The organism is Corynebacterium sp. MSK035 (assembly GCF_030232615.1).
Lineage (GTDB): Bacteria > Actinomycetota > Actinomycetes > Mycobacteriales > Mycobacteriaceae > Corynebacterium > Corynebacterium jeikeium_D.
In genome coordinates this window covers 15,794-35,272 of the sequence record NZ_JASPJP010000015.1, presented here as the reverse complement: position 1 = coordinate 35,272, position 19,479 = coordinate 15,794, and the positions used below count along the sequence as shown (strand labels likewise).

Annotated in this window: 17 protein-coding genes; 7 read left to right on the top strand and 10 right to left on the bottom strand. The window is 58.1% G+C overall.

Features of this window, described 5'->3' with window-relative positions:
- Nucleotides 1-23: 23 nt before the first annotated feature.
- Complete coding sequence (locus QP978_RS09125; RefSeq protein ID WP_069359135.1) at nucleotides 24-869, top strand: thiazole synthase; 846 nt, start codon at nucleotides 24-26, stop codon at nucleotides 867-869.
- Nucleotides 869-2,068 carry a ThiF family adenylyltransferase gene (locus tag QP978_RS09120; RefSeq protein WP_284857094.1) on the top strand — a complete coding sequence of 400 codons (1,200 nt, stop codon included), beginning with the start codon at nucleotides 869-871 and terminating at the stop codon, nucleotides 2,066-2,068. The genes QP978_RS09125 and QP978_RS09120 overlap by 1 nt, the downstream gene beginning before the upstream one ends.
- A gap of 36 nt (nucleotides 2,069-2,104) precedes the next feature.
- On the opposite strand, the gene QP978_RS09115 is transcribed toward QP978_RS09120, so the two are convergent.
- Nucleotides 2,105-3,691, bottom strand: coding sequence for an alkaline phosphatase D family protein (locus tag QP978_RS09115; RefSeq protein ID WP_016421418.1), 1,587 nt, complete (start codon nucleotides 3,689-3,691; stop codon nucleotides 2,105-2,107).
- Nucleotides 3,692-3,900: 209 nt separating this feature from the next.
- On the opposite strand from QP978_RS09115, the gene QP978_RS09110 reads away from it, so the two are divergent.
- On the top strand, nucleotides 3,901-5,712 hold the full coding sequence (locus QP978_RS09110) for a BCCT family transporter (RefSeq protein WP_049189683.1): 1,812 nt from the start codon (nucleotides 3,901-3,903) through the stop codon (nucleotides 5,710-5,712).
- 216 nt (nucleotides 5,713-5,928) lie between these two features.
- Here the strand turns inward: QP978_RS09110 and QP978_RS09105 are convergent, their stop codons facing one another.
- The 5 genes from QP978_RS09105 to QP978_RS09085 all read right to left on the bottom strand — a co-directional run bounded on the left by QP978_RS09105 (nucleotide 5,929) and on the right by QP978_RS09085 (nucleotide 10,659).
- On the bottom strand, nucleotides 5,929-6,867 hold the full coding sequence (locus tag QP978_RS09105; RefSeq protein ID WP_070438833.1) for an amino acid ABC transporter permease: 939 nt from the start codon (nucleotides 6,865-6,867) through the stop codon (nucleotides 5,929-5,931).
- A complete protein-coding gene (locus tag QP978_RS09100) occupies nucleotides 6,867-7,553 on the bottom strand; it encodes an amino acid ABC transporter permease (RefSeq protein WP_070546871.1) in 687 nt (228 codons plus the stop codon). The genes QP978_RS09105 and QP978_RS09100 overlap by 1 nt, the downstream gene beginning before the upstream one ends.
- Before the next feature lie 19 nt (nucleotides 7,554-7,572).
- Complete coding sequence (locus QP978_RS09095; protein ID WP_016421414.1) at nucleotides 7,573-8,514, bottom strand: glutamate ABC transporter substrate-binding protein; 942 nt, start codon at nucleotides 8,512-8,514, stop codon at nucleotides 7,573-7,575.
- A gap of 15 nt (nucleotides 8,515-8,529) precedes the next feature.
- Entirely contained in the window at nucleotides 8,530-9,258 is a 729-nt protein-coding gene (locus tag QP978_RS09090; protein WP_049172162.1) for an amino acid ABC transporter ATP-binding protein, read from the bottom strand.
- Between the two features lie 120 nt (nucleotides 9,259-9,378).
- Nucleotides 9,379-10,659, bottom strand: coding sequence for an MFS transporter (locus tag QP978_RS09085; protein ID WP_049172163.1), 1,281 nt, complete (start codon nucleotides 10,657-10,659; stop codon nucleotides 9,379-9,381).
- A gap of 259 nt (nucleotides 10,660-10,918) precedes the next feature.
- On the opposite strand from QP978_RS09085, the gene QP978_RS09080 reads away from it, so the two are divergent.
- The 4 genes from QP978_RS09080 to QP978_RS09065 all read left to right on the top strand — a co-directional run bounded on the left by QP978_RS09080 (nucleotide 10,919) and on the right by QP978_RS09065 (nucleotide 16,261).
- The gene (locus QP978_RS09080) at nucleotides 10,919-11,368 is read left to right on the top strand and encodes a MarR family winged helix-turn-helix transcriptional regulator (RefSeq protein ID WP_049172172.1); all 450 of its coding nucleotides are present in this window, start codon (nucleotides 10,919-10,921) and stop codon (nucleotides 11,366-11,368) included.
- Between the two features lie 34 nt (nucleotides 11,369-11,402).
- The gene (gene purB / locus QP978_RS09075) at nucleotides 11,403-12,833 is read left to right on the top strand and encodes an adenylosuccinate lyase (RefSeq protein ID WP_069359129.1); all 1,431 of its coding nucleotides are present in this window, start codon (nucleotides 11,403-11,405) and stop codon (nucleotides 12,831-12,833) included.
- 185 nt (nucleotides 12,834-13,018) lie between these two features.
- Nucleotides 13,019-13,948 (top strand): alpha/beta fold hydrolase, encoded by a 930-nt coding sequence (locus QP978_RS09070; protein ID WP_049193820.1) that lies wholly within the window; start codon nucleotides 13,019-13,021, stop codon nucleotides 13,946-13,948.
- 366 nt (nucleotides 13,949-14,314) lie between these two features.
- Nucleotides 14,315-16,261, top strand: a complete 1,947-nt coding sequence (locus tag QP978_RS09065) for a vWA domain-containing protein (protein ID WP_224783812.1) — start codon at nucleotides 14,315-14,317, stop codon at nucleotides 16,259-16,261.
- Between the two features lie 2 nt (nucleotides 16,262-16,263).
- On the opposite strand, the gene QP978_RS09060 is transcribed toward QP978_RS09065, so the two are convergent.
- The 4 genes from QP978_RS09060 to nrdI all read right to left on the bottom strand — a co-directional run bounded on the left by QP978_RS09060 (nucleotide 16,264) and on the right by nrdI (nucleotide 19,163).
- Nucleotides 16,264-16,959, bottom strand: coding sequence for a VOC family protein (locus QP978_RS09060; protein WP_049173075.1), 696 nt, complete (start codon nucleotides 16,957-16,959; stop codon nucleotides 16,264-16,266).
- A gap of 120 nt (nucleotides 16,960-17,079) precedes the next feature.
- Nucleotides 17,080-17,655 carry an NADPH-dependent FMN reductase gene (locus QP978_RS09055; protein ID WP_016421405.1) on the bottom strand — a complete coding sequence of 192 codons (576 nt, stop codon included), beginning with the start codon at nucleotides 17,653-17,655 and terminating at the stop codon, nucleotides 17,080-17,082.
- Between the two features lie 42 nt (nucleotides 17,656-17,697).
- Entirely contained in the window at nucleotides 17,698-18,702 is a 1,005-nt protein-coding gene (gene nrdF, locus QP978_RS09050; RefSeq protein ID WP_080971523.1) for a class 1b ribonucleoside-diphosphate reductase subunit beta, read from the bottom strand.
- Nucleotides 18,699-19,163, bottom strand: a complete 465-nt coding sequence (gene nrdI, locus QP978_RS09045; RefSeq protein WP_080971522.1) for a class Ib ribonucleoside-diphosphate reductase assembly flavoprotein NrdI — start codon at nucleotides 19,161-19,163, stop codon at nucleotides 18,699-18,701. Before nrdI ends, nrdF begins: the two co-directional genes overlap by 4 nt.
- Nucleotides 19,164-19,479 lie beyond the last annotated feature (316 nt).

Here is a 19,479-nt window from a genome sequence, read left to right as displayed (position 1 = left end):
CCGAGAATTCCGCACAAGCAAACATGTCCGCGCAGGAAAATGAAACCGGGACGGCGAGCGAAGTTACACGTGAACCGCTGCGCATTGGCGGACTGGAGTTGAACTCCCGTCTGATTATGGGAACTGGCGGTGCGACCAGCATGGATACGCTGGAGCGGGCGCTGGTGGCTTCGGGCACTGAGCTGACTACGGTGGCGATGCGCCGCTTTACGCCCGGTACGAAGCAGAACGTTTTTGAGATTTTGCAGCGCAACAATATTGCGGCGCTGCCGAATACTGCGGGGTGCTATACCGCTCGTGACGCGGTGCTGACTGCGCAGTTGGCCCGCGAGGCGCTGGAAACCAACCTGCTGAAGCTCGAGGTCATCGCCGACGAGGACACGCTGCTGCCGGACCCGGTCGAGCTGGTCGCGGCAGCGGAGCAGCTGGTGGCTGACGACTTTGTCGTCTTCGCTTACACCAACGACGATCCGGCGCTGGCCAAGCGGCTGGAGGATTTGGGCTGTGCGGCGGTCATGCCGGCGGGTTCGCCTATTGGTACTGGCCTGGGAATTCTTAACCCACACAACATCGAGCTGATTGTGGACCGCGCGAATGTGCCCATCATCCTGGATGCGGGCATCGGTACCGCGTCTGAGGCAGCTCAGGCGATGGAGCTTGGCTGCGATGCAGTGCTGTTGGCATCCGCAGTGACCCGTGCACATGATCCGGTGGGCATGGCCACAGCGATGCGCTTCGGCGTTGAGGCAGGACTGACTGCTCGCGAGTCGGGTCGCATCCCACGGCGTCGACTGGCCCAGGCGAGCTCGTCGTTTGAGGGAATCATCACTGAGCGCGTCAGCGGCGCACGCGAGCAGGATTCTCTGTAATGGCTGAGCAGGGTGTCAATCTTTCGGACCGCGACCTGCGCCGGTACGCGCGGCACCTAACACTGCCGGGCTTTGGTGCCGAGGGGCAGCGAACTTTGCGAGCCTCCCGCGTCCTCGTCATCGGAGCTGGTGGCTTGGGATCGCCTGCGCTGTTATACCTGGCCGGGGCAGGGGTCGGGCGCATCACCATCATTGACGATGACGTGGTCGACGAGTCCAATCTTCAGCGCCAGGTCATTCACCGTGAGTCCGACATTGGTCGCCCGAAGGCCGAATCTGCCGCGGATGCCGTGCGGCGCCTTGACTCCGAGGCATCGGTGACCGCAATCGTCGGCAGGTTAAGCGTCGACAATGCTGAGGAGCTCTTCGCCACTCACGATGTAGTGCTCGACGGCGCGGACAACTTCGCCACGCGCTACCTGTCCTCCGATGCCGCGGAGCTGACCGGAACGCCACTGGTCTGGGCCACAATCCTGCAGTTCGCAGGACAACTGTCCGTCTTCTGGCCTGGCCACGGCCCCATGCTTCGCGATCTTTACCCCGACATCCCCGATCCCGGCTCCGTGCCGTCGTGCGCCGCAGGCGGTGTCCTCGGCGCAATGGTCGGACAGATCGGCTCCATGATGGTCGTCGAAGCTATCAAGGTGCTCACTGGTGTCGGCAAGGTCGCCGTCGGCAAACTCGTGCTTATCGACGCCCTGGAGGCAACCACCCGCACACTGTCCTTTGCAGCCGACCCGGAGCGCGAACCCGTTTCCGACTTGACCGAAATTGCGCAGGTGTGCGCAGCTTCGTGGACCGAGGATGAGGAGGCCCCGGCGCAGAGCATGCGCAGCATTGGCCCCAACACGGCGCACGAGCTTCTTGCCGAGGGTGTGCCTCTCATCGATGTACGCGAGCCTGAAGAACACGCGGAGGCTGCCATTGCCGGATCTGTGCTTGTGCCACTCGGCAACATTCGCAGCCGTGGGTGGGCTGCGATTCGCGAAGCGTGGGCTGAGCGGAACCTCCAGTCGAACTACCCACGAGTTCTGATTCACTGCCACTCGGGTGCCCGCTCGCAACAGGCAATTGAGCTGTTGGCCAGCGAGATTGAGGCTGATGGCGCCATACCGGAGCTCATCAATCTGGACGGGGGCATTGTGGCCTGGCAGGCTGCGGGGCAGGAGACCGTCGTAAAGCGTGGCGGAACGCACTAATTAGTGGCTACCGCCACGCGCTGTTGAACAGTGTGCCTACGCCTGCGGCTTCAGCGTTGTCGACCACAACTCGGTGCCACGAGTGGTGAGCAGACGGACGGTCATCTCGCGTGAGTCGCCGTCGATATCGACTTCGCCGAAGTGCTGGAAGTCCTGTGTGGGGTCGGCGTTGGCATTGTCTTTACCCGGTGCGTGGACGTACTCCACCTTCGGCCCGAAGGTCGAATCCATTTCGTTGGGGCCGAATGCGCCCGCGTGGAGAGGACCGGAGACGAATTCCCAGAAGGGTGCGAAGTCGGTGAACTGTGCGCGCTCTGGGCTGTAGTGGTGAGCCGCGGTGTAGTGCACATCGGCGGTGAGCCAGACGACATTTGAAACATCTTTAATGGCGCTGAGCAGGCGGGCGATTTCACGTTCACGTCCTGCAGGTGCACCGGCGGCACCATTGGATACGCTTTCTTGGTCACCATCGTCGCCGTCGGGGACGATGATTCCAAGCGGTAGGTCATTAGCAACAATCTTCCACGTCGCGCGGGAGTCCTTGAGGGAGTCGATTAACCAGTTGGTCTGCTTTTCGCCAAGGATTGGTTCTTCGGTTGTCGAGCGCGGATTATTGGAAGTGTTTTCTCCCTTGTAACTGCGCATATCCAGAATGAATATGTCTAGCAACGGGCCGTAGGAAACCTTGCGGTAGACGCGCCCATCTACAGCCATTTGCTGATCAATTGGCTGCCACTCATGGAAGGCCTGGTAGGCGCGCTTGGCCAGAGTGTTGACATCGCGCTCGGTATAGCGATCGTCGTCTAGGACTTCGTTGGGGTACCAGTTGTTGACTGTTTCGTGGTCATCCCACTGAACCAGCTGCGGAACCTGCGCATTGAAGGCCAAGTAGTTCTTGTCCATGAGGTTGTAGGAGTACTGGCCACGATACTCTTCGAGGGTTTCAGCAACCTTGGATTTGGCCGGAGTGACATGGTTGCGCCACACAGTGCCGTCGGAAAGCGTGACGGATTCATCCAGCGGACCGTCGGCATAGCAGGTGTCGCCTGAGTGAATGAATAGGTCTGGATTGCGCTCCATCATGGTGGAAAAGCCGGTGTAGCCACCGATTTCGTCGTTAATTCCCCAACCCTGACCTGCGACATCGCCGGACCAGTGCAGGCGGATGTTGGATGCGCGGTTTGGGGCAGTACGGAAGGTGCCGATAACGGGATCAGAGCAGATTCCAGTATCTGCCTCTTCGAGCGTGACGCGATAGAAGATTTCCTGCCCCGGTTCGAGACCGACGACACGTAGACGTCCGGTGCCGTCAGTGTCTGGAGTTAACAGAGAGTTACTGCGGAATACCTTGGCATTCTGGAAGCTCTCAGTTGCAGCAGTTTCAACCACCATGTGGGCGGGGCGGTCTGAGCGAGCCCAAATTAATGCGCCGTCGCCGCGGATATCGCCACTTGCAACGCCGTGGGTGAGCTGTGGCCGAGAACGCAGTAACCCTGGGGAGGCCAGTGACGGCGAACCCGGTGTAGCTGAAGCCGCAGCTCTAGAGGCATGAGCGAGCGTGACTGAAGTGGCAAGTGCGGTGGATGCGCCTAAACGTAGAGCGCTGCGACGGGAAAGCTGCATGGAGTCGAACGATAGGTTTTCCACTTTGACGTTCAGTTAAACCAGCGTGAACTCGAAGGAAAAAGTCGCAATTACAGAACAAAGGCTTAGTTATTGAGAATGACTGGGCTTCCTTTTGTAACGTAGATAACCGACTTGGGAGGAATGTGTCTTCCGAGCTGTCTTTTCTGAGACAAACAATCTAGAAGTGAAAGGCGCTGACCCCGATAATGGGATCTACACAAACGCCACAAGTAAAAACGCAAGAAAAGAAGTCGGGCGGTTTTCTTAAGAACCTGCCGACCGACCCGTTGATCTTCACGACGGCGATGGGTTTCATTGTCCTCTTTGTGGCAGTGACCATAGCGCTGGGGGATACCGCTCGGGATGCCTACTCGGCCGCTTCCGATTGGGTTACGTCTAACATGGGCTGGCTGTTCATCGGTGGTGTCTCGGCAAGCTTTATCTTCCTCATCGGCTTGTTTGTGTCCCGCTACGGACGCATCCAGCTTGGCGATGATGACGAAGAGCCCGAATACACCATCGCCGAGTGGTTCGGCATGCTCTTCGCCGGTGGTACTGGCTCCATGCTGATGTTCTGGGGCGTGGCTGAACCGCTCAACCACGCTTACAACCCGCCGTTCGGTCAAGAGCCGATGAGCCGCGAAGCTCAGAACACTGCGATGGCATTTACCATCTACCACCTGGGTATTCACATGTGGGTCATCATGGCGCTGCCGGGGCTCGCGCTGGGGTACTTCATTTACAAGCGTCACCTGCCGCCGCGCGTCTCCTCCATCTTCGCGCCGCTGCTCGGTACCCGCATCTACTCATGGCCGGGCAAGCTTATCGACGCCGTCGCCATCATCGGTACCGTCGTCGGTATCGCGGTATCGGTGGGCATGGGTGCGCTGCAGATTAACTCCGGTGCTGCACGTGTAATCGGTACCCCGGAAAGCTCGATGGTGCAGCTCATTCTGATTGCCATCATTATTGTGATTGCCTCGATTTCCGTGGCCCGCGGTCTGGACAAAGGTATTAAGGTGTTGTCCAATGCGAACATTTGGGCCGCCATGGCATTGATGGTCTTCGTGCTGCTCATGGGCCCGACATTGACGCTGCTGCGCCAGACCGTCGATACGACAGGTGTCTACTTGGATGCGCTGCCTCGCATCATGTTCTGGACTGACTCCTACGACGTCAACCCGAATTGGAAACAGGGCGCCTGGACGGTCTTCTACTGGGCCTGGACAATCTGCTGGTCGCCATTTGTGGGCATGTTCGTCGCCCGTATTTCCCGCGGCCGTACTGTGCGTCAGTTCATTGCCGGTGTGATTGCACTGCCGACAATCGTGTCAATCATGTGGTTCTCTATCTTCGGCCGCGCTGGCTTCGAACTGGAAAATGAGCAGCCGGGCATTCTGACGGAACCAGTCGTCGAAGGAGGGGATCCCTCGCCGGCTCTATTTATCCTGCTGGAGCAGTACCCACTGGCAACCCTTGTCAGTGTGTTTGCGCTCTTTGTGATTATGATCTTCTTCGTCACCTCCATTGACTCCGCTTCGATGGTGATGGACATGATGTCTACCGGTGAGGAAAACAAGGCTCCGACCTTCTACCGCGTGCTGTGGGGCGTCATGATTGGTGCTGTGGCAGCTTCTCTGCTGCTGATTTCTGGTGAAACCGCACTGGAAGCGCTGCAGTCTGCCGTGATTGTTATCGGTGTACCGTTCTTCTTCCTCCACTTTGTGATGATGTACTCCTTGGTCAAAGGCATGAGTGATGACCACATGGCAGTGCGCAAGCCGGTTACCCGCCAGTGGGAGAAGACCGATACTCCAGAGAAGTTGGAGAAGCACGAAGCCGCACCCGCGCCGGGCTACGACGAAGAGGGCAATGAGCTGCCGCGCTTTGAGTACACCCACGATGAAGAGGGACGTCTGGTTATTCAGTCCGATGTGGTCGTTGAAGGCGAGTTTGAGTCTGGCGAAAAGTCGGAATCAGAGAGCCCAGAGGAGTCGGGGACGAAGTCTGAGTCGTAGTAGAGCACGGTCGCAGTAGTGCCCGGCACTTGTGGCCACGCTATTCACCTATCGTTGCGCTGTAGCGTGGCCATCAGTGAGTAGCTCATCGATAGGAGCGAAGGCAAAGGCCGTAGCCAAACAAAAACGCCGCCCGGCGGAAACCATAAGCAGTTTCCGTGGGCGGCGTCGCTGTGTTCGTCGTAAAGCAAGTGTGGCGTTAAGCCGTGATTAGCTTTACTCGTAGGTGCCTCGGAGGTCCTTGTAGTCCTCATCGTGCCAATCCACGTTGGCCTGGTCCTTGGTGGTGACACCGACATCAGGCTGATGCGGGACCTTCGCAATGATGTTGCGGCGGGCGCGGCCGGCGCGGAGCTGGCTTTCGATGCGCTCAGCAAGGTTGGCAAGGCCGAAGTTGATGGCAATGAGAATGATTGCTACGACGACCAGCGATGGAATCATGGCGCCGTAGTACTCGCCAAGCTGGCGGCCAGAGCGGACAACCTCGACGTAGCCAATCATGTAACCCAGCGCGGAGTCCTTCAGCGCAATGACCATCTGCGAGATAATCGCCGGCAGCATGGCGGCGACTGCCTGCGGCAGCAAAATAGTGACCATCGTCTGGCGGTGGGAGAGACCCAGCGCAATCGCAGCCTCACGCTGGCCCTTCGGCAGCGACTCGATGCCGGAACGCAGTGTCTCGCCAATGACGGAGCCGTTGTACATGGTCAGGCCAAACACAACGGCGGCAAAGCCGAGGTAGTTCGACGGAAACAGCTGCCAAAGCGCGAACACCGAGTAGGCAAACAGCATGAGCACCAGCACCGGAATGGCGCGGAAGAACTCGACAATCACCGAGCACAGCCAGCGCACCGGTGCGACCGGGCTCAGCCTGCCGACGCCCAGGAGAGCGCCAATAACCAGTGCCAACACAATAGAGACCACAGCCGCGATAATGGTGCTGACCAAGCCGGGCAGAATGTACGTGGTCCAAGTGGTGGATTCGAGGAAGAACGACCACTTATTCGCCTCGAACTGGCCCTTGTCGGCCAGTTTCATTCCGACCCCGGCGAGGATCGCAACGGTGATTGCAGCCACGATCCAGGTGAGGGTTCGGTTGAAGCGCTGAGCCTTGGGGCCCGGCGCGTCGTAAAGAACTGTTGCGCGAGTAGCCATTAGCGCTTCACCGCCCATCGCTTGCCAGCCCAGCCGAAGAACAGGCCGGTCGGCAGAGTCAGAATAATAAAGCCGACAGCGATGATGCCGAAGATAATCAGGATATCGCTGGCGTAGTTTTCGGTCATGGTCTTCATCAGCAGCGACGCTTCAGCCACACCGATTACCGAGGCAATCGTGGTGTTCTTGGTCAGCGCGATCAGGGTGTTGCCGAGCGGCACGATAGCGCCACGGAACGCCTGCGGGAAGATGATGTAGCGGAAGCTTTGGCCGAAGCTAAGCCCCAGGGAGCGGGCGGCTTCGGCCTGCCCGAACGGCACAGTATTAATACCGGCGCGCAGGGACTCCGCAACGAAGCACGAGGTGTAGGCAACGAAGGCCAACACCGCGAGACGGAAGTTCTGCTTGACAATGAAGGAGTCATTCTCCGCAGCCAGCAGCAGCCCCAAGTTGTAGTAGAGACCCATCGAGGCCAGCAGCACAATCAACGTCAGCGGGGTATTGCGGACAATGTTGATGTACCAGGTCGACAGGGTACGCAGGATTCCCACGGGGCTCACACGCATAGCGGTGAGAAGCGTGCCAAAAATCAGGGAACCAATTGCCGAGGCAACCGTCAGCTTGATGGTCACCCAGAAAGCCGGAAGCAGTTCCGGTCCCATTTCACTCCATAGTTCTGGATTCATTGTTTGCTCGCACCCCTTCCTACTTCTTCTCTACGAACGACAGATCGCCGATTGCCGGCTTGTCGTCGAGCTCGAACTTGTCGCCCAAATGCTTCTTCAGGATCTTCTGAAGCTCACCGGTGTCGTACAGCGACTCCAGCGCCTCATTGATGGCCTCACGGCTGGCATCATCACCCTTGGGCAGGCCGATGCCGTAGTACTCATTGGTCCAGTAGGAACCATCGGGGTTGCGCAGCTCGACCACGCGGAAGTCGTCGCCGAAGCGCTCCTTGTAGCGCTGGGCGAAGCCCGCGAGAATAGTCGCATCGGTGGTCAGAGCATCGACGACACCCTGCTTCACACCTTCCGCGCACGCGGCGTAGGTATCGAACTCCTGCAGCTGCACCTCCGGTAGAGCGTCCTTGACTTTCTGCGCTGGGGTGGAGCCGGATACAGAACACAGGCGAGTGCCCGGGGCGACGTCGTCAAGCCCCTGGATGCCCTCGGAACCGCGCACCAACAGTGCCTGGTGCGTGACCAGGTACGGGCCGGCGAAGTCGACGGCAGCCAGGCGGCCAGCGTTGATGGAGTAGGTGGCGGCGATCATGTTGACCTCGCCGTTGTTAATCAGCGTCTCGCGCTGAGCGGACGGGGTCTCGCGCCACTCCATCTCGGGCACATCCCAACCGTTCTTGTTGGCGATGTACTCAATGACGTAGCGGGAAACATCGTTGTCGACGCCCGCGAACTCACGGTCCGGAGTGCGCTCACCGAGACCCGGCTGGTCAAACTTCGTACCCAGCGTCACGTGCCCGGCTTCGATATCGGCCAGCAGGTTTCGGGGTCCGCCGCTACCGCAGGCCGCGAGGCTCATTGTCGTGGCAACAGCTACGACAGCCGCCGCAACTCGCTTGCCGACGACACCTCGGCGGCCCTGGTTGCGACTGCGTCCCCGGCCTCCTCGTAATAGTGAAAGCTTCATGGTGACCAGCCCCGCCTAGTGTCCGACGATCTTGGCCAAGAAGTCCTTGGCACGATCGCTCTGCGGGTTGGTGAAGAAGGTCTCCGGGTCGGTGTCTTCGACAATCGCACCGTCGGCCATGAACAGGATGCGGTCGGCCACGCGGCGGGCGAAGCTCATCTCGTGGGTGACACAGACCATGGTCATGCCGCCCTTGGCCAGGTCGGTCATGACATCGAGGACCTCGTTAATCATTTCCGGGTCGAGCGCGGAGGTGGGCTCGTCGAAAAGCATGACCTTCGGGTCCATGGCCAGGGCGCGTGCGATGGCGACGCGCTGCTGCTGACCGCCGGAGAGCTGTGCCGGGTACTTGTCAGCCTGTTCCGCAATGCCGACACGGGCGAGTAGCCTGTCCGCACGCTCGCGGGCCTCGGCTTTGGAGATTTTGCGGACCTTCAGTGGGGCCAACGTGACATTGTCGCGAATGGTCATGTGGCTGAAGAGGTTGAACTGCTGGAAGACCATGCCGACCTCAGCACGCAGACGGGTGAGTTCCTTACCCTCTTCTGGGAGAAGTTTGCCGTTGATGCGGATCTCGCCGCTGTCGATGGTCTCGAGGCGGTTGATGGTTCGGCACAGTGTGGACTTACCAGAGCCGGAGGGGCCGAGGACAACTACGACCTGACCAGCTGGGATTTCCAGATTGATGTCGCGCAAAGCGTGGTAATCGCCGTAGTGCTTATTCACCCCGGCAATCGAAATCATGCTCTGTGGTGTGGATGATTCAGTCATGTGAAAAAGTATAGGTGACTCACGACACATCACTGCTATCGGTGTTCCTTGTCCGATATTCACCTGTAAAAAGTGACTGCACACCAATTAGTTCTAAAGATCCACGCGATGGCGCCTCGCAACAGGCTTGCGGCCATGCACGAACCAGTAGAAGACGGCCGCGAGAACCACCACGACCGCCAGGCCTGCGTACATCTTGTCGAAGCCCATAGTGGCGGCTACCGAACCAAGCACGATTGGGCCGAGGCCGATGCCCGCGTCGACAAGCAAGAGCAGCGTCGAGATGCCCGTGCCCAACTTGTGCGCCGGCGCCAGGTGCACAGAGATGGTCTGGCAGGCCGGCATCAGCGTGCCGTAGCCCAGGCCGCAGAGCGCACCGGCGGCGATAACGTGCCAGTCAGCGGTTGCGAAAGCCAGAACAAGCAGTGAGATGGTGAAGCACACCAGGCCGATGGCGATAACGGGGTTGTCGCCGCGGCGATCTTGTAGGCGTCCCAGTGAGAAACGTGCCACCATCATCGCCACCGCATAGGCGATGAAGAAGAAGCTGGCGCCTCTAGCCAGGCCGCTCAGCTGCGAGTATCGGTTCAGGAATGTAATCACGCCCGCATACGCCAGGCCGATGAGCAGCATGAACAGGCCAATCGGCACCACTCTCGGCGTCATGATGTCATCGAAGGAAAATGTGCGCTTCGTCTCGCTTGCCGACGAGTCTTCGGTGGCCTCGTCCTTGGTTGCCGCAGTGGTGGGCTCGTTGTGTTGTGGCAGAAAGAGTGCCAGCACCAGTCCGACAATGGACAGGCCGAGGGCTGTGGCAAAGAGGACGCCGTAGCCGACCGAACCAATAAGGGCAAGGCCGAGAGCTGGGCCAATCGCTGTGGCCAGGGTGGTGCCGAGCGAAATGTAGCCAGTTCCCTCTGCGCGCCGCGAAGCCGGAATAGCGGTTTGGGCGGCGGCCATCACGGCGGTGGAAGCGAATGCGTAGGTCAGGCCGTGGATGATGCGGATTGCAATCAGGATCGGCAGGGATGCGGCCCACAGGTAGGCGGCACAGGCTGCCACGATGACAGCGAGCGAGCCAAGCATGATTCTGCGACCACCGAAGGTGTCCACCAAGTAGCCGGAAAAGAGACGAGCGATGGTGGCGCCGACCACGAAAGAACTGGCGGCGAAGCCACCGGCGGCATCGGAGGCGGAGAAGCGCTGGACGGCGTAGAGCGCCATGACCGTGATTGAAAGGTAGAACACCAGGTACATGCTGAAGTTAATCAGCCAGCTGATGATGAACGCGGGGGAGAAGAGCTTGTCCTGCCCGTGCTGCTCGTCCTGCTCGTTCTGTTTGTGCCTGTTCTGTGTGGTCGTATGCGTTGTCATGCTGAAGATACGGTCTCTTTTCTCGTTTGAAAACGATCGTGGAATTAGTGCTTTGGCGAAACTGCTTTCCGGCATTTGTATCATGCAAAAATGCAGTTAGGGCTCGAATTATAACAATTGGTTTGTATGATGCAAATGTGCTTTTTCGGCCTTAACCGCATCCGTGGCGCGCTAGAATAGGGGCTGTTCAGCAAACAGATACATCCCGCAGGCCCATTAAAGGGCCGACATAAAGGCGACAAGAGGATTGACTGCCACCGTGCGAAACGACGACCTGGCCGCGCTCGTTTACGAGAACATGCTGCTATCCCGGGTGAGCTCCAGCGGCTACCGACCACATCGTAAGGACATCCTGTTGGATCGCTCCGCCGCAGCACTGCTGGCTAGGCTGGAAGCACAGCCGGATATGACAGTCGCCGAGCTCTCCGATGCACTAGGGCTGGACATTTCTACAGTGCATCGCCAGCTGGCCGCCGCCATGCGGCAGGGGTATATCGCGAAGAGGTCCGCGCCGTCGTCAAGCGCGAAGGTGCATAGCGCGACCGACAAGGGGCTAGAGCTGCTGCACCGGGAGATTGAGGCGCGTAAGAATACCGTCGATGACATTACGCATGGCTGGGAAGACTCGGAGCTCGCGGAGTTCGTGCGATTGATGCGCAAATTCAACGAGGGCGTGGAAGAAATGCGTGGTCATCCATGGCCTAGATAACCGCGGATGCAGTGGTCATGGAATACTTGAGGGCGTGGCTGAGAAAAAGAAGATCGCAAACGTCCTTGCTAACCGATACGCCTCTGCGACTCTGGCTGAGTTGTGGAGCCCTGAGTACAAGATCATCCTCGAGCGCAAGCTCTGGATTGCCGTTCTGAAGGCTCAGGTCGCTCGCGGAATTGAGGTGCCGGAGGGCACTATCGAGGCGTATGAGAAGGTCATCGACCAGGTTGACCTCGACTCCATTGCCGCCCGTGAGCGTATTACTCGCCACGATGTGAAGGCTCGCATTGAAGAGTTCTGCGACCTGGCTGGCACCGAGCACATTCACAAGGGTATGACCTCGCGTGACCTGACCGAAAACGTTGAGCAGCTGCAGGTTCTGCAGTCGCTGAAGGTCGTGCGCGACAAGGCCGTTGCCGTTGCCGCCCGCACTGCGGAAAAGGCCTCCGAGTACCAGTCGCTGGTGATGGCAGGTCGCTCCCACAACGTCGCCGCACAGGCAACAACCCTGGGTAAGCGCTTCGCCTCTGCTGCGGACGAGATGCTGCTGGGCATCGAGCGCGTAGAAGACCTGATTTCCCGCTACCCACTGCGTGGCATCAAGGGCCCGATGGGTACCGCCCAGGACATGCTGGATCTGCTTGACGGTGATGAGTCCGCACTGGCCTCCCTCGAAAACGAAATCGCTGAAGGCCTCGGCTTCGACCGCGTCTTTGACTCCGTTGGTCAGGTCTACCCGCGCACCCTCGACTTCGACGCTCTGTCCGCACTGGTCGAGCTGGGCGCAGGCCCGGCGTCGCTGGCCACCACCATCCGCCTGATGGCCGGTAATGAGACCGTCACCGAGGGCTTCAAGGAAGGCCAGGTCGGCTCTTCCGCCATGCCGCACAAGATGAACGCCCGCTCCTGTGAGCGCGTCCACGGTTTCCAGGTCATCCTGCGTGGTTACATGACCATGCTCTCCGAATACGCCGGTACTCAGTGGAACGAAGGCGACGTTTCCTGCTCCGTGGTTCGCCGCGTTGCACTGCCGGATGCTTTCTTCGCCATGGACGGCATGTTCGAAACCTTCCTCACCGTCCTGTCCGAGTTCGGTGCATTCCCGGCCATGATCGACCGTGAGCTGGAGCGCTACCTGCCGTTCCTGGCTTCCACCAAGATCCTCATGGCAGCCGTTCGCGCTGGTATGGGCCGCGAGGAAGCCCACGAGATCATCAAGGAGCACGCCGTCGCCACCGCACTGGATATGCGCGAAAAGGGTGCTGAGCAGAATCTCACTGAACGTCTCGCTGCAGATGAGCGTTTCCCGCTGGATGCCGCAGGGCTTGCCGACGCTCTGGCGAACCGCCATGCGTTCATCGGTGCCGCGGAATCCCAGGTTGACCGCGTAGTTGCACGTGTGCAGGCTGTCGTGGACAAGTACCCAGAGGCCGCGGCCTACAAGCCGGGCGAGATTCTGTAGCTTCGCGAGCGTCACGCGCGAAACACGTAAACGAAAAAACGTAAAGACGTAAGGTCCCTTGAAAAACTCTGTCACGTTGGTGGCAGAGTTTTTCTTTGTTTGTTGACGAAAGCACCAGTGAGCAGCCAAGTTCCTCGGTACGATGAGCGATAAGCATCGAAACCTCTACTCGAAAGGTGCCCGACGTGACATCGGCTGTTAGGACTTCGCTTTCTCGCCCAGGTGCCACATTGAATGTGCTGCGCTGGGTTCCAGAAAATGACAAGGGCGCGCCCATTACTCCTAAGGGAGTGGTGCAGATTGTCCACGGCATGGTCGAGTACGCCAACCGCTACGCCAAGTTCGCCGAGTACCTCGTATCCCAGGGTTATGCCGTCGTCGCGCACGACCATCGCGGCCACGGTATGACCAAGACGGATGCTGGCATCCCGGGCTTCTTCGCTGACTACGGTGGCTGGAACCTGATTCTCGAAGACCTCCACGCGGTGCGCCAGTACGTTGATGCAGAATTCCCAGGTAGCAAGCACTATATTCTCGGCCACTCCATGGGGTCGCTTCTGACTCGTAACTACATCGCCAAGTACGGCGAGGGGCTCACCGGTGTCATTATCATGGGCACTGTGTCGTGGCCAGGGGCTAAGGGCGACGCGGGAATGAAGGTGGCAAACCTGCTGGCTAAGATTCGTCCTACCGCGCCGGGCAAGCTGCTCAACACTCTCACCTTTGCTGATTACAACAAGGACTTTGAGCGCCGCACTAAGTTTGATTGGCTCACCCGCGACCACAAGATTGTCGATGCTTATATTGCGGACGACAAGTGTGGTTTCGTTCCCACCAATGCCTTTTTCCGCGACCTTCTCGTCGGCACGCACTACGCGAACTCGCCTGAAGCCTATGAGAAAGCGCCTGATGAGCTGCCGCTTTTCGTGGTTTCCGGTGCCGTTGATCCGGCGGGTGGCGCTGCCTGTGTGACTGAGGTCGTGGGCAAATACCTGAACGCGGGCAAGAAGGACGTGCGCTTTAAGGTCTATCCGGATGGTCGCCATGAGATTCTCAACGAGTTGAATAAGGAAGAGGTCTACTCCGACATTGTGGCGTGGTTGGAGTCCCGCTAGGGGGAGCTGGTTAATAGACAAAAAGTATGCCCGTTCGGCGGGTCGACCGGTGGGCATCTTTTGCTACTTATCCCAATGCGAGTTACTGACTGCGTTTATGTCAGCGGCGGCAGGGCGATGCAAGTTACTGACTGCGTTTATGACAAAAATGGCCTGAAAAATTGCCTGAAAGTGTCATAAACTCATACAGTTTCACATTTGCAGCCCGTAATCATATTTGGCGCCCGTAATTTTTGGGGTCTGCCCAGTCATTATCTTGAGAATCAGACATACTTTTGTCATGTAACGTTCTTTTTACGCTTGAAGATTTACGCTTGAAGAAAAGGAACCGACCACATGATCAGAAGAAGACAACTCTCAGCGGTCGTGCTCACCATCTCCATGCTGCTGGTGCTCGTAGGCTCTTTTGCGGGAATCACAACAGGGCGTGCACAGGCGCAAGAGGCCGCGAGTACTATCTCGCCAACCATGGTGATCCTGGATGCTTCAGGGTCAATGCTTGCCGACGACGCGGGCGGCCAGACCCGAATGGAGGCAGCGAAGACTGCCACGAGTAAGTTCGCGGGATCGGTGTCAGAGGACTCCGAAATTGGGTTCATGGTCTACGGCACGGAAGTTGGCAATTCGCCGGAGGAGCGGGAAGCTGGCTGTCAGGACATCACCACGCTGCTGCCCGTGCAGGCGGGTAACTCGGCGAAGATTCCTGCTGAAGTAGGAAAGGTCCAAGCCTCCGGCCACACCCCGATGGGGCCTGCGCTGCGTCAGGCTGCCGATGAGTTGCCGAAAGAAGGGCAACGTTCGATTGTGTTGGTCTCCGATGGTGAGGACACCTGTGCTCCGCCACCGGTGTGCGAGGTAGCCAAGGAACTCAAGCAGCAGGGCATTGACCTGGTCATCAACACAGTTGGTTTCCTTGTTGATGCAGGTGCACGTGCTGAACTGGAGTGCATTGCTGAGGCCACTGGCGGTGAGTACCTGGACGCCCAGGACTCCGATTCGCTGGCTGAGTCCATGAAGACGCTGGCGACCCGCACCGCACGCACCGCGCAGTCCAGCGCGCAAGAGATACAGGGCGGCGACGCTCCTACGAGCGCTACCAAGGTGCCTGCCGACGTGGAAACGTTCTCGACCAAGCTGCGGGAAAAGACTCCTGAGTCCGAGCGCAGCATCGGTAATCAGGAAGGCGACGGTGCTGAGTACTTCTCCGTCCCGGTTGCTGAGGGAGAGCGGCTTGCAATTAGTGCGGCTACCGTGCCGGGAGCGTCGTCAGGCGCGACGTTGATGGACCTAGATGTTCGTAACTTCGCGCTCACTATGCATTTGGATGACAGCAGTTGCTTCCTGGCCAATGATTTCGGCAATGGCATCATCGACTCCAATGGCCCCTTTTTCGCATCGATAACAACCAAGCAGTCCGGGGGAGCTGAGGGGGACTGTAAGCCGGGCAATGTGGTGTTCTCCGTGGCTCGGAAAGGCGGCTCCTTCGAGGGCCAGGACATTCCTGCAGAAGTAACCATCAAGCGTTTCGCCAACGAAAACCTGATTGATGTGCCGGAGGCGTTCCCGTCCGACAAGGAGAGCTTGAACCCTCCGCCCGCGACACCGGAAGCAGATCAGGCTAAGAAGGTCACCCCAGGTTCGTGGTTCGATGACGCCACGGAACTTACTGCCGACAACATCAGCAGCGTCACGGCCGACATTGTTCCTGGTGAGACGCACGTGTACAAGATCAAGTCCGAGTATGGGCAGCAGCTCCGCGGCGCCGTCAAACTCATTGACGCCCCAGAAGCGGACAAGCTTGCACAGATCTCCGGCCTGGATATCAAGACGCTGAACTCGGCACGCCAGCTCGCCGGCAGCGAGGAAAACCGTCCGGCCAATGAACACCAGATCGGTGAAGAGACTACATTTGGTAACTCGGCCCGGATTAACTATCGCAATCGGATCGGCGAAGATAGTGAAAAGTCGGGCGATTACGAGGCTGAAAGAGCCTGGTTGGATGGCGACCAGTACATCGTTGTCTTCTTCAACAACAGCTGGGGTGCCGGTCAATCCCACGATGTCGCGGGTGTTCAAAACGTCCCGGTGACTTACCAGCTGACCACGGAGTTGGTCGGCGAGAAGATTCCGGGCCCAGCTTTTGAACAGGTCGCGCACAAGTCGCCAAGTAGCGAGGCCCCGACTAGTAGCCAGCAGAATCCGAAGGGCACCGAAGAAAACGAGGATGACGGCTCTTCCAACATGATGTGGTTCTCTATTGGTGCAGTTCTGTTAGCCGTCGTCGGCGCGGCAATCGCGTTGACCCGTAAGTAACGCTAGAGCGTCCAGTACACGCCGAATCGGTCAGGCTTGACGACGGCTTCCGTGCCCTCGGCAACCTCAGCGCCTGTTAGGCCAAGCGCTTGGCAGGCGCTTTCGACCTCTTCGGCCGAATCGCTGGAGAGGCGCATCGCCACACCGTCGCCGAAGGTGAAATTGTGCATGCCCGGCGAGTCGAGCGTCATGAAATTCCCTGACCCGAAAAGCCGGTTGTATACCTCGGTGGCGGCGGCAGCCTGTGGTTCGTCGCCTGTCCACATGAAGTAGGGAATAACGGCGGGATTCGCTGTCTTTGCGGCAGCGTCCGTGCTTGCAGCCCCGCTGGTTAAGGAATCAATCATCAGTTGCCAGTTGACCCCATTGCCGTCGACCAACCAGCCAAAGAGCGGCGAGAAATCGTAGCTGGTCAGGGGCATGAGCGTAGCACCACCGCTGATGGTTTCATCACCCGCCATCAGATGCTCCCACAGTCTGCGCAGCTGGTTTTCCTGACCAGGGGCAAATCGCACCATAAAAGACACAGCGGGGGTTAATCGGCGGTTCCCGTTCTCAATGAGTTCAAAGTCCATCCCGCCGATGGTGAGCGTGGTGGAGTTGGGCTTGATGTTGGAGTGAAAACCTTCGGCGTAAAACCGCGCAGCGGCGCGGGGGTCGTCGTTAAGCGCGATCACGGCCGAGATAGAAACAGTCATGAAAATGAGCCTAACGACGAGCGCCTAACCGCGCAGAGAACGCAGCGTTTGATCCTAGTCAGTGAAGAATCTTCATACGGCGATATCCCCAGTAACGCTGCGCTGATTAGGGGATTTCAGTTAGTGGCGTGGGCTCTGCTCGCGAACTAGGTCTGCAAATCTGTTGATGTAGTCGCGAACAAAGTCCTCAGTGCTTGACGACGTGAATTCTCCTTGTTCGTCAATGAGTGTTGGCGATTGTCCCAGGAAGACCTCTGGCTGACCGAGCATCGGCATGTCGAAGTACGACAGCGCGAGTCGCAAGTTCTTCTGAGAGCTATAACCGCCCATACGGCCGACGGAGTGGCTGATAATTCCCGCGGGCAGGTTCTTCCATGCCACATCACCGTTGGGCTTAGATCCGATGTCAACGGCATTCTTCAGAGCTGCAGGAATTGTGCGGTTGTTTTCTGGGGTGACAAATAGGATGCCATCGCTGGCTTTAATGGTTTCCCGGAAACTGGTGTATTCCGCGGGAGTCGCAATATCGGACACTGCGGGGTCGTCGTAGTCGAAGTTGTAGAGAGGGAGGTCACGAATCTCGACGATGTCGACTTTGAAGTCATCGGGGAAGTACGTGGCTGCCTTGAGTGCAATCTTTCGTGCATAGGAGGCTCGACGCAAGCTTCCTACCAGGATAGAAATCTGTGCAGTCATGCGAATGTTCCTTTCTTAGGATGTATGGGGAAAGACGTGGATTTAGAAATCCCAGTCTTCATCTGCGGTGTCTTCGGCTTTTCCGATGACATATGCGGAGCCGGAACCGGAGAAAAAGTCGTGGTTTTCATCTGACCCCGGGGTGAGGGCGGCGAGAATTTCGGGCTTGAAGGCGGTCTCTTCATGGTTAAACCGCTGCGGGTATCCCAAGTTCATGAGCGCTTTGTTGGCGTTGTATCGAATGAAGTTGGCAACGTCGTCGTAGAGCCCGAGTGGTTGGTATAGGGCTTCGGAGTACCTCAGTTCGAGCTGGTATAGATCATCGAGAAGTTCGAAGACGAAAGCCTTCATCTGCGTTTGCGTGGCGGTGTCGTAGGTTTCTACGCCTCGCTGGAATTTGTAGCCGGAGTAATAGCCGTGAACAGCTTTGTCACGCAGAATCAGGCGCACCATGTCGGCGGTATTGGTCAGGATGCCACGTGATGCGAAGTGCAGCGGGAGGTAGAAGCCGGCGTAGAGCGAGAAGGACGAAAGAAGCGTTGCTGCCGCCTTTCGCTTGAGTGGAACGTCGCCGTAATAGTGTTTGAGCACAGCTTTTGACCGAGCCTGCAGGATGTCATTGGCGACTGCCCATTGGTAGGCAGCGTCGATGTCAGGGGTATTGGATAGCGTAGAAAATACTGAAGAATAAGACTTTGCATGCACTGCTTGCATGAAAGCGATATTCGTGTAGACGGCCTCTTCATGTTCGGTGCGGGCATCTTGAATTTGGGAAATCTCCCCGACAGACGCCTGGACTGTGTCGAGCATGGTCAGTCCGGTGAAGACCTTCATGGTCAGCTCGCGTTCTAGATCGGTGAGACGTCGCCAGTCTGCAAGGTCATTGGACAGCGGAACTTTTTCGGGCAGCCAAAAATTTGCTGTTAGGCGATTCCACACTTCGAGATCTTTGTCATCTTGCACTCGGTTCCAGTTGATTGGCCGAAGGCGGGCAGCTGGGTCCTTTCGAAAAGACGGTGGCGTAGTTGAATAGCTGTAGATGTTCAAGAAGTAGCGCTCCTCCAGAATTTTTCCAGGCCCTCTTTGACGTTCTCCACATCGTGGTCTGTCCCCAGTAGCTCATAGTGGTATAGCTCCGGAACCTGGCATTTTGCAGAAATGATGGCTCCGGCTATGCAAAAGTCGGTGCCGAAATTTGTGTTGCCCGAGGTGATGACACCGCGGATGAAACTCCTGTTGGTTTCGTCGTTGAGAAAAGCGATGACTTGCTTAGGTACCGCGCGGCGCCGACATCCGCCACCATAAGTCGGTGTGATCAGGACAAATGGGCTGCAAACGCGAATCATTCCGTCTTTTCGCGGATGTAACGGGATGCGTGCTGCTGGTTGAGCCAGCTTTTGGACGAACCGGTGAGTGTTTTCAGAAGCACTGGAGAAGTACACGATTCGGGGTGACTCCTCCGGTGGGAGTTCCGTGAAAGTCAGCGGCGTCTTCGATGATGAAGACACTCGATTACCTCCTATGTTCAATGGATTGAACATAAAATAGAGGAGTGAATGGGGTGTCAACAAGGCGTTGCCTACATGCGGTTGAAAAGTGCTTAGTCACGCAATTGCGAAGTAAAGCCGCGACTCTTCATTAACGGCGGAAAAACCCAGCAGCTGATCTTCAAGGCGGGAAAGTGGCGGGGTTGCCGGCCGGGGGGAGAGGGAGGAGGTGGTGTCTCTCGGAGGGGGCTCCAGTCGTGCCCCGGGCAAAAGCACAACAGGGAAACAAAACCGCCGCGCTTTGGAAAGGCCCAGTCGATGAGGAGACTGGTTTTCC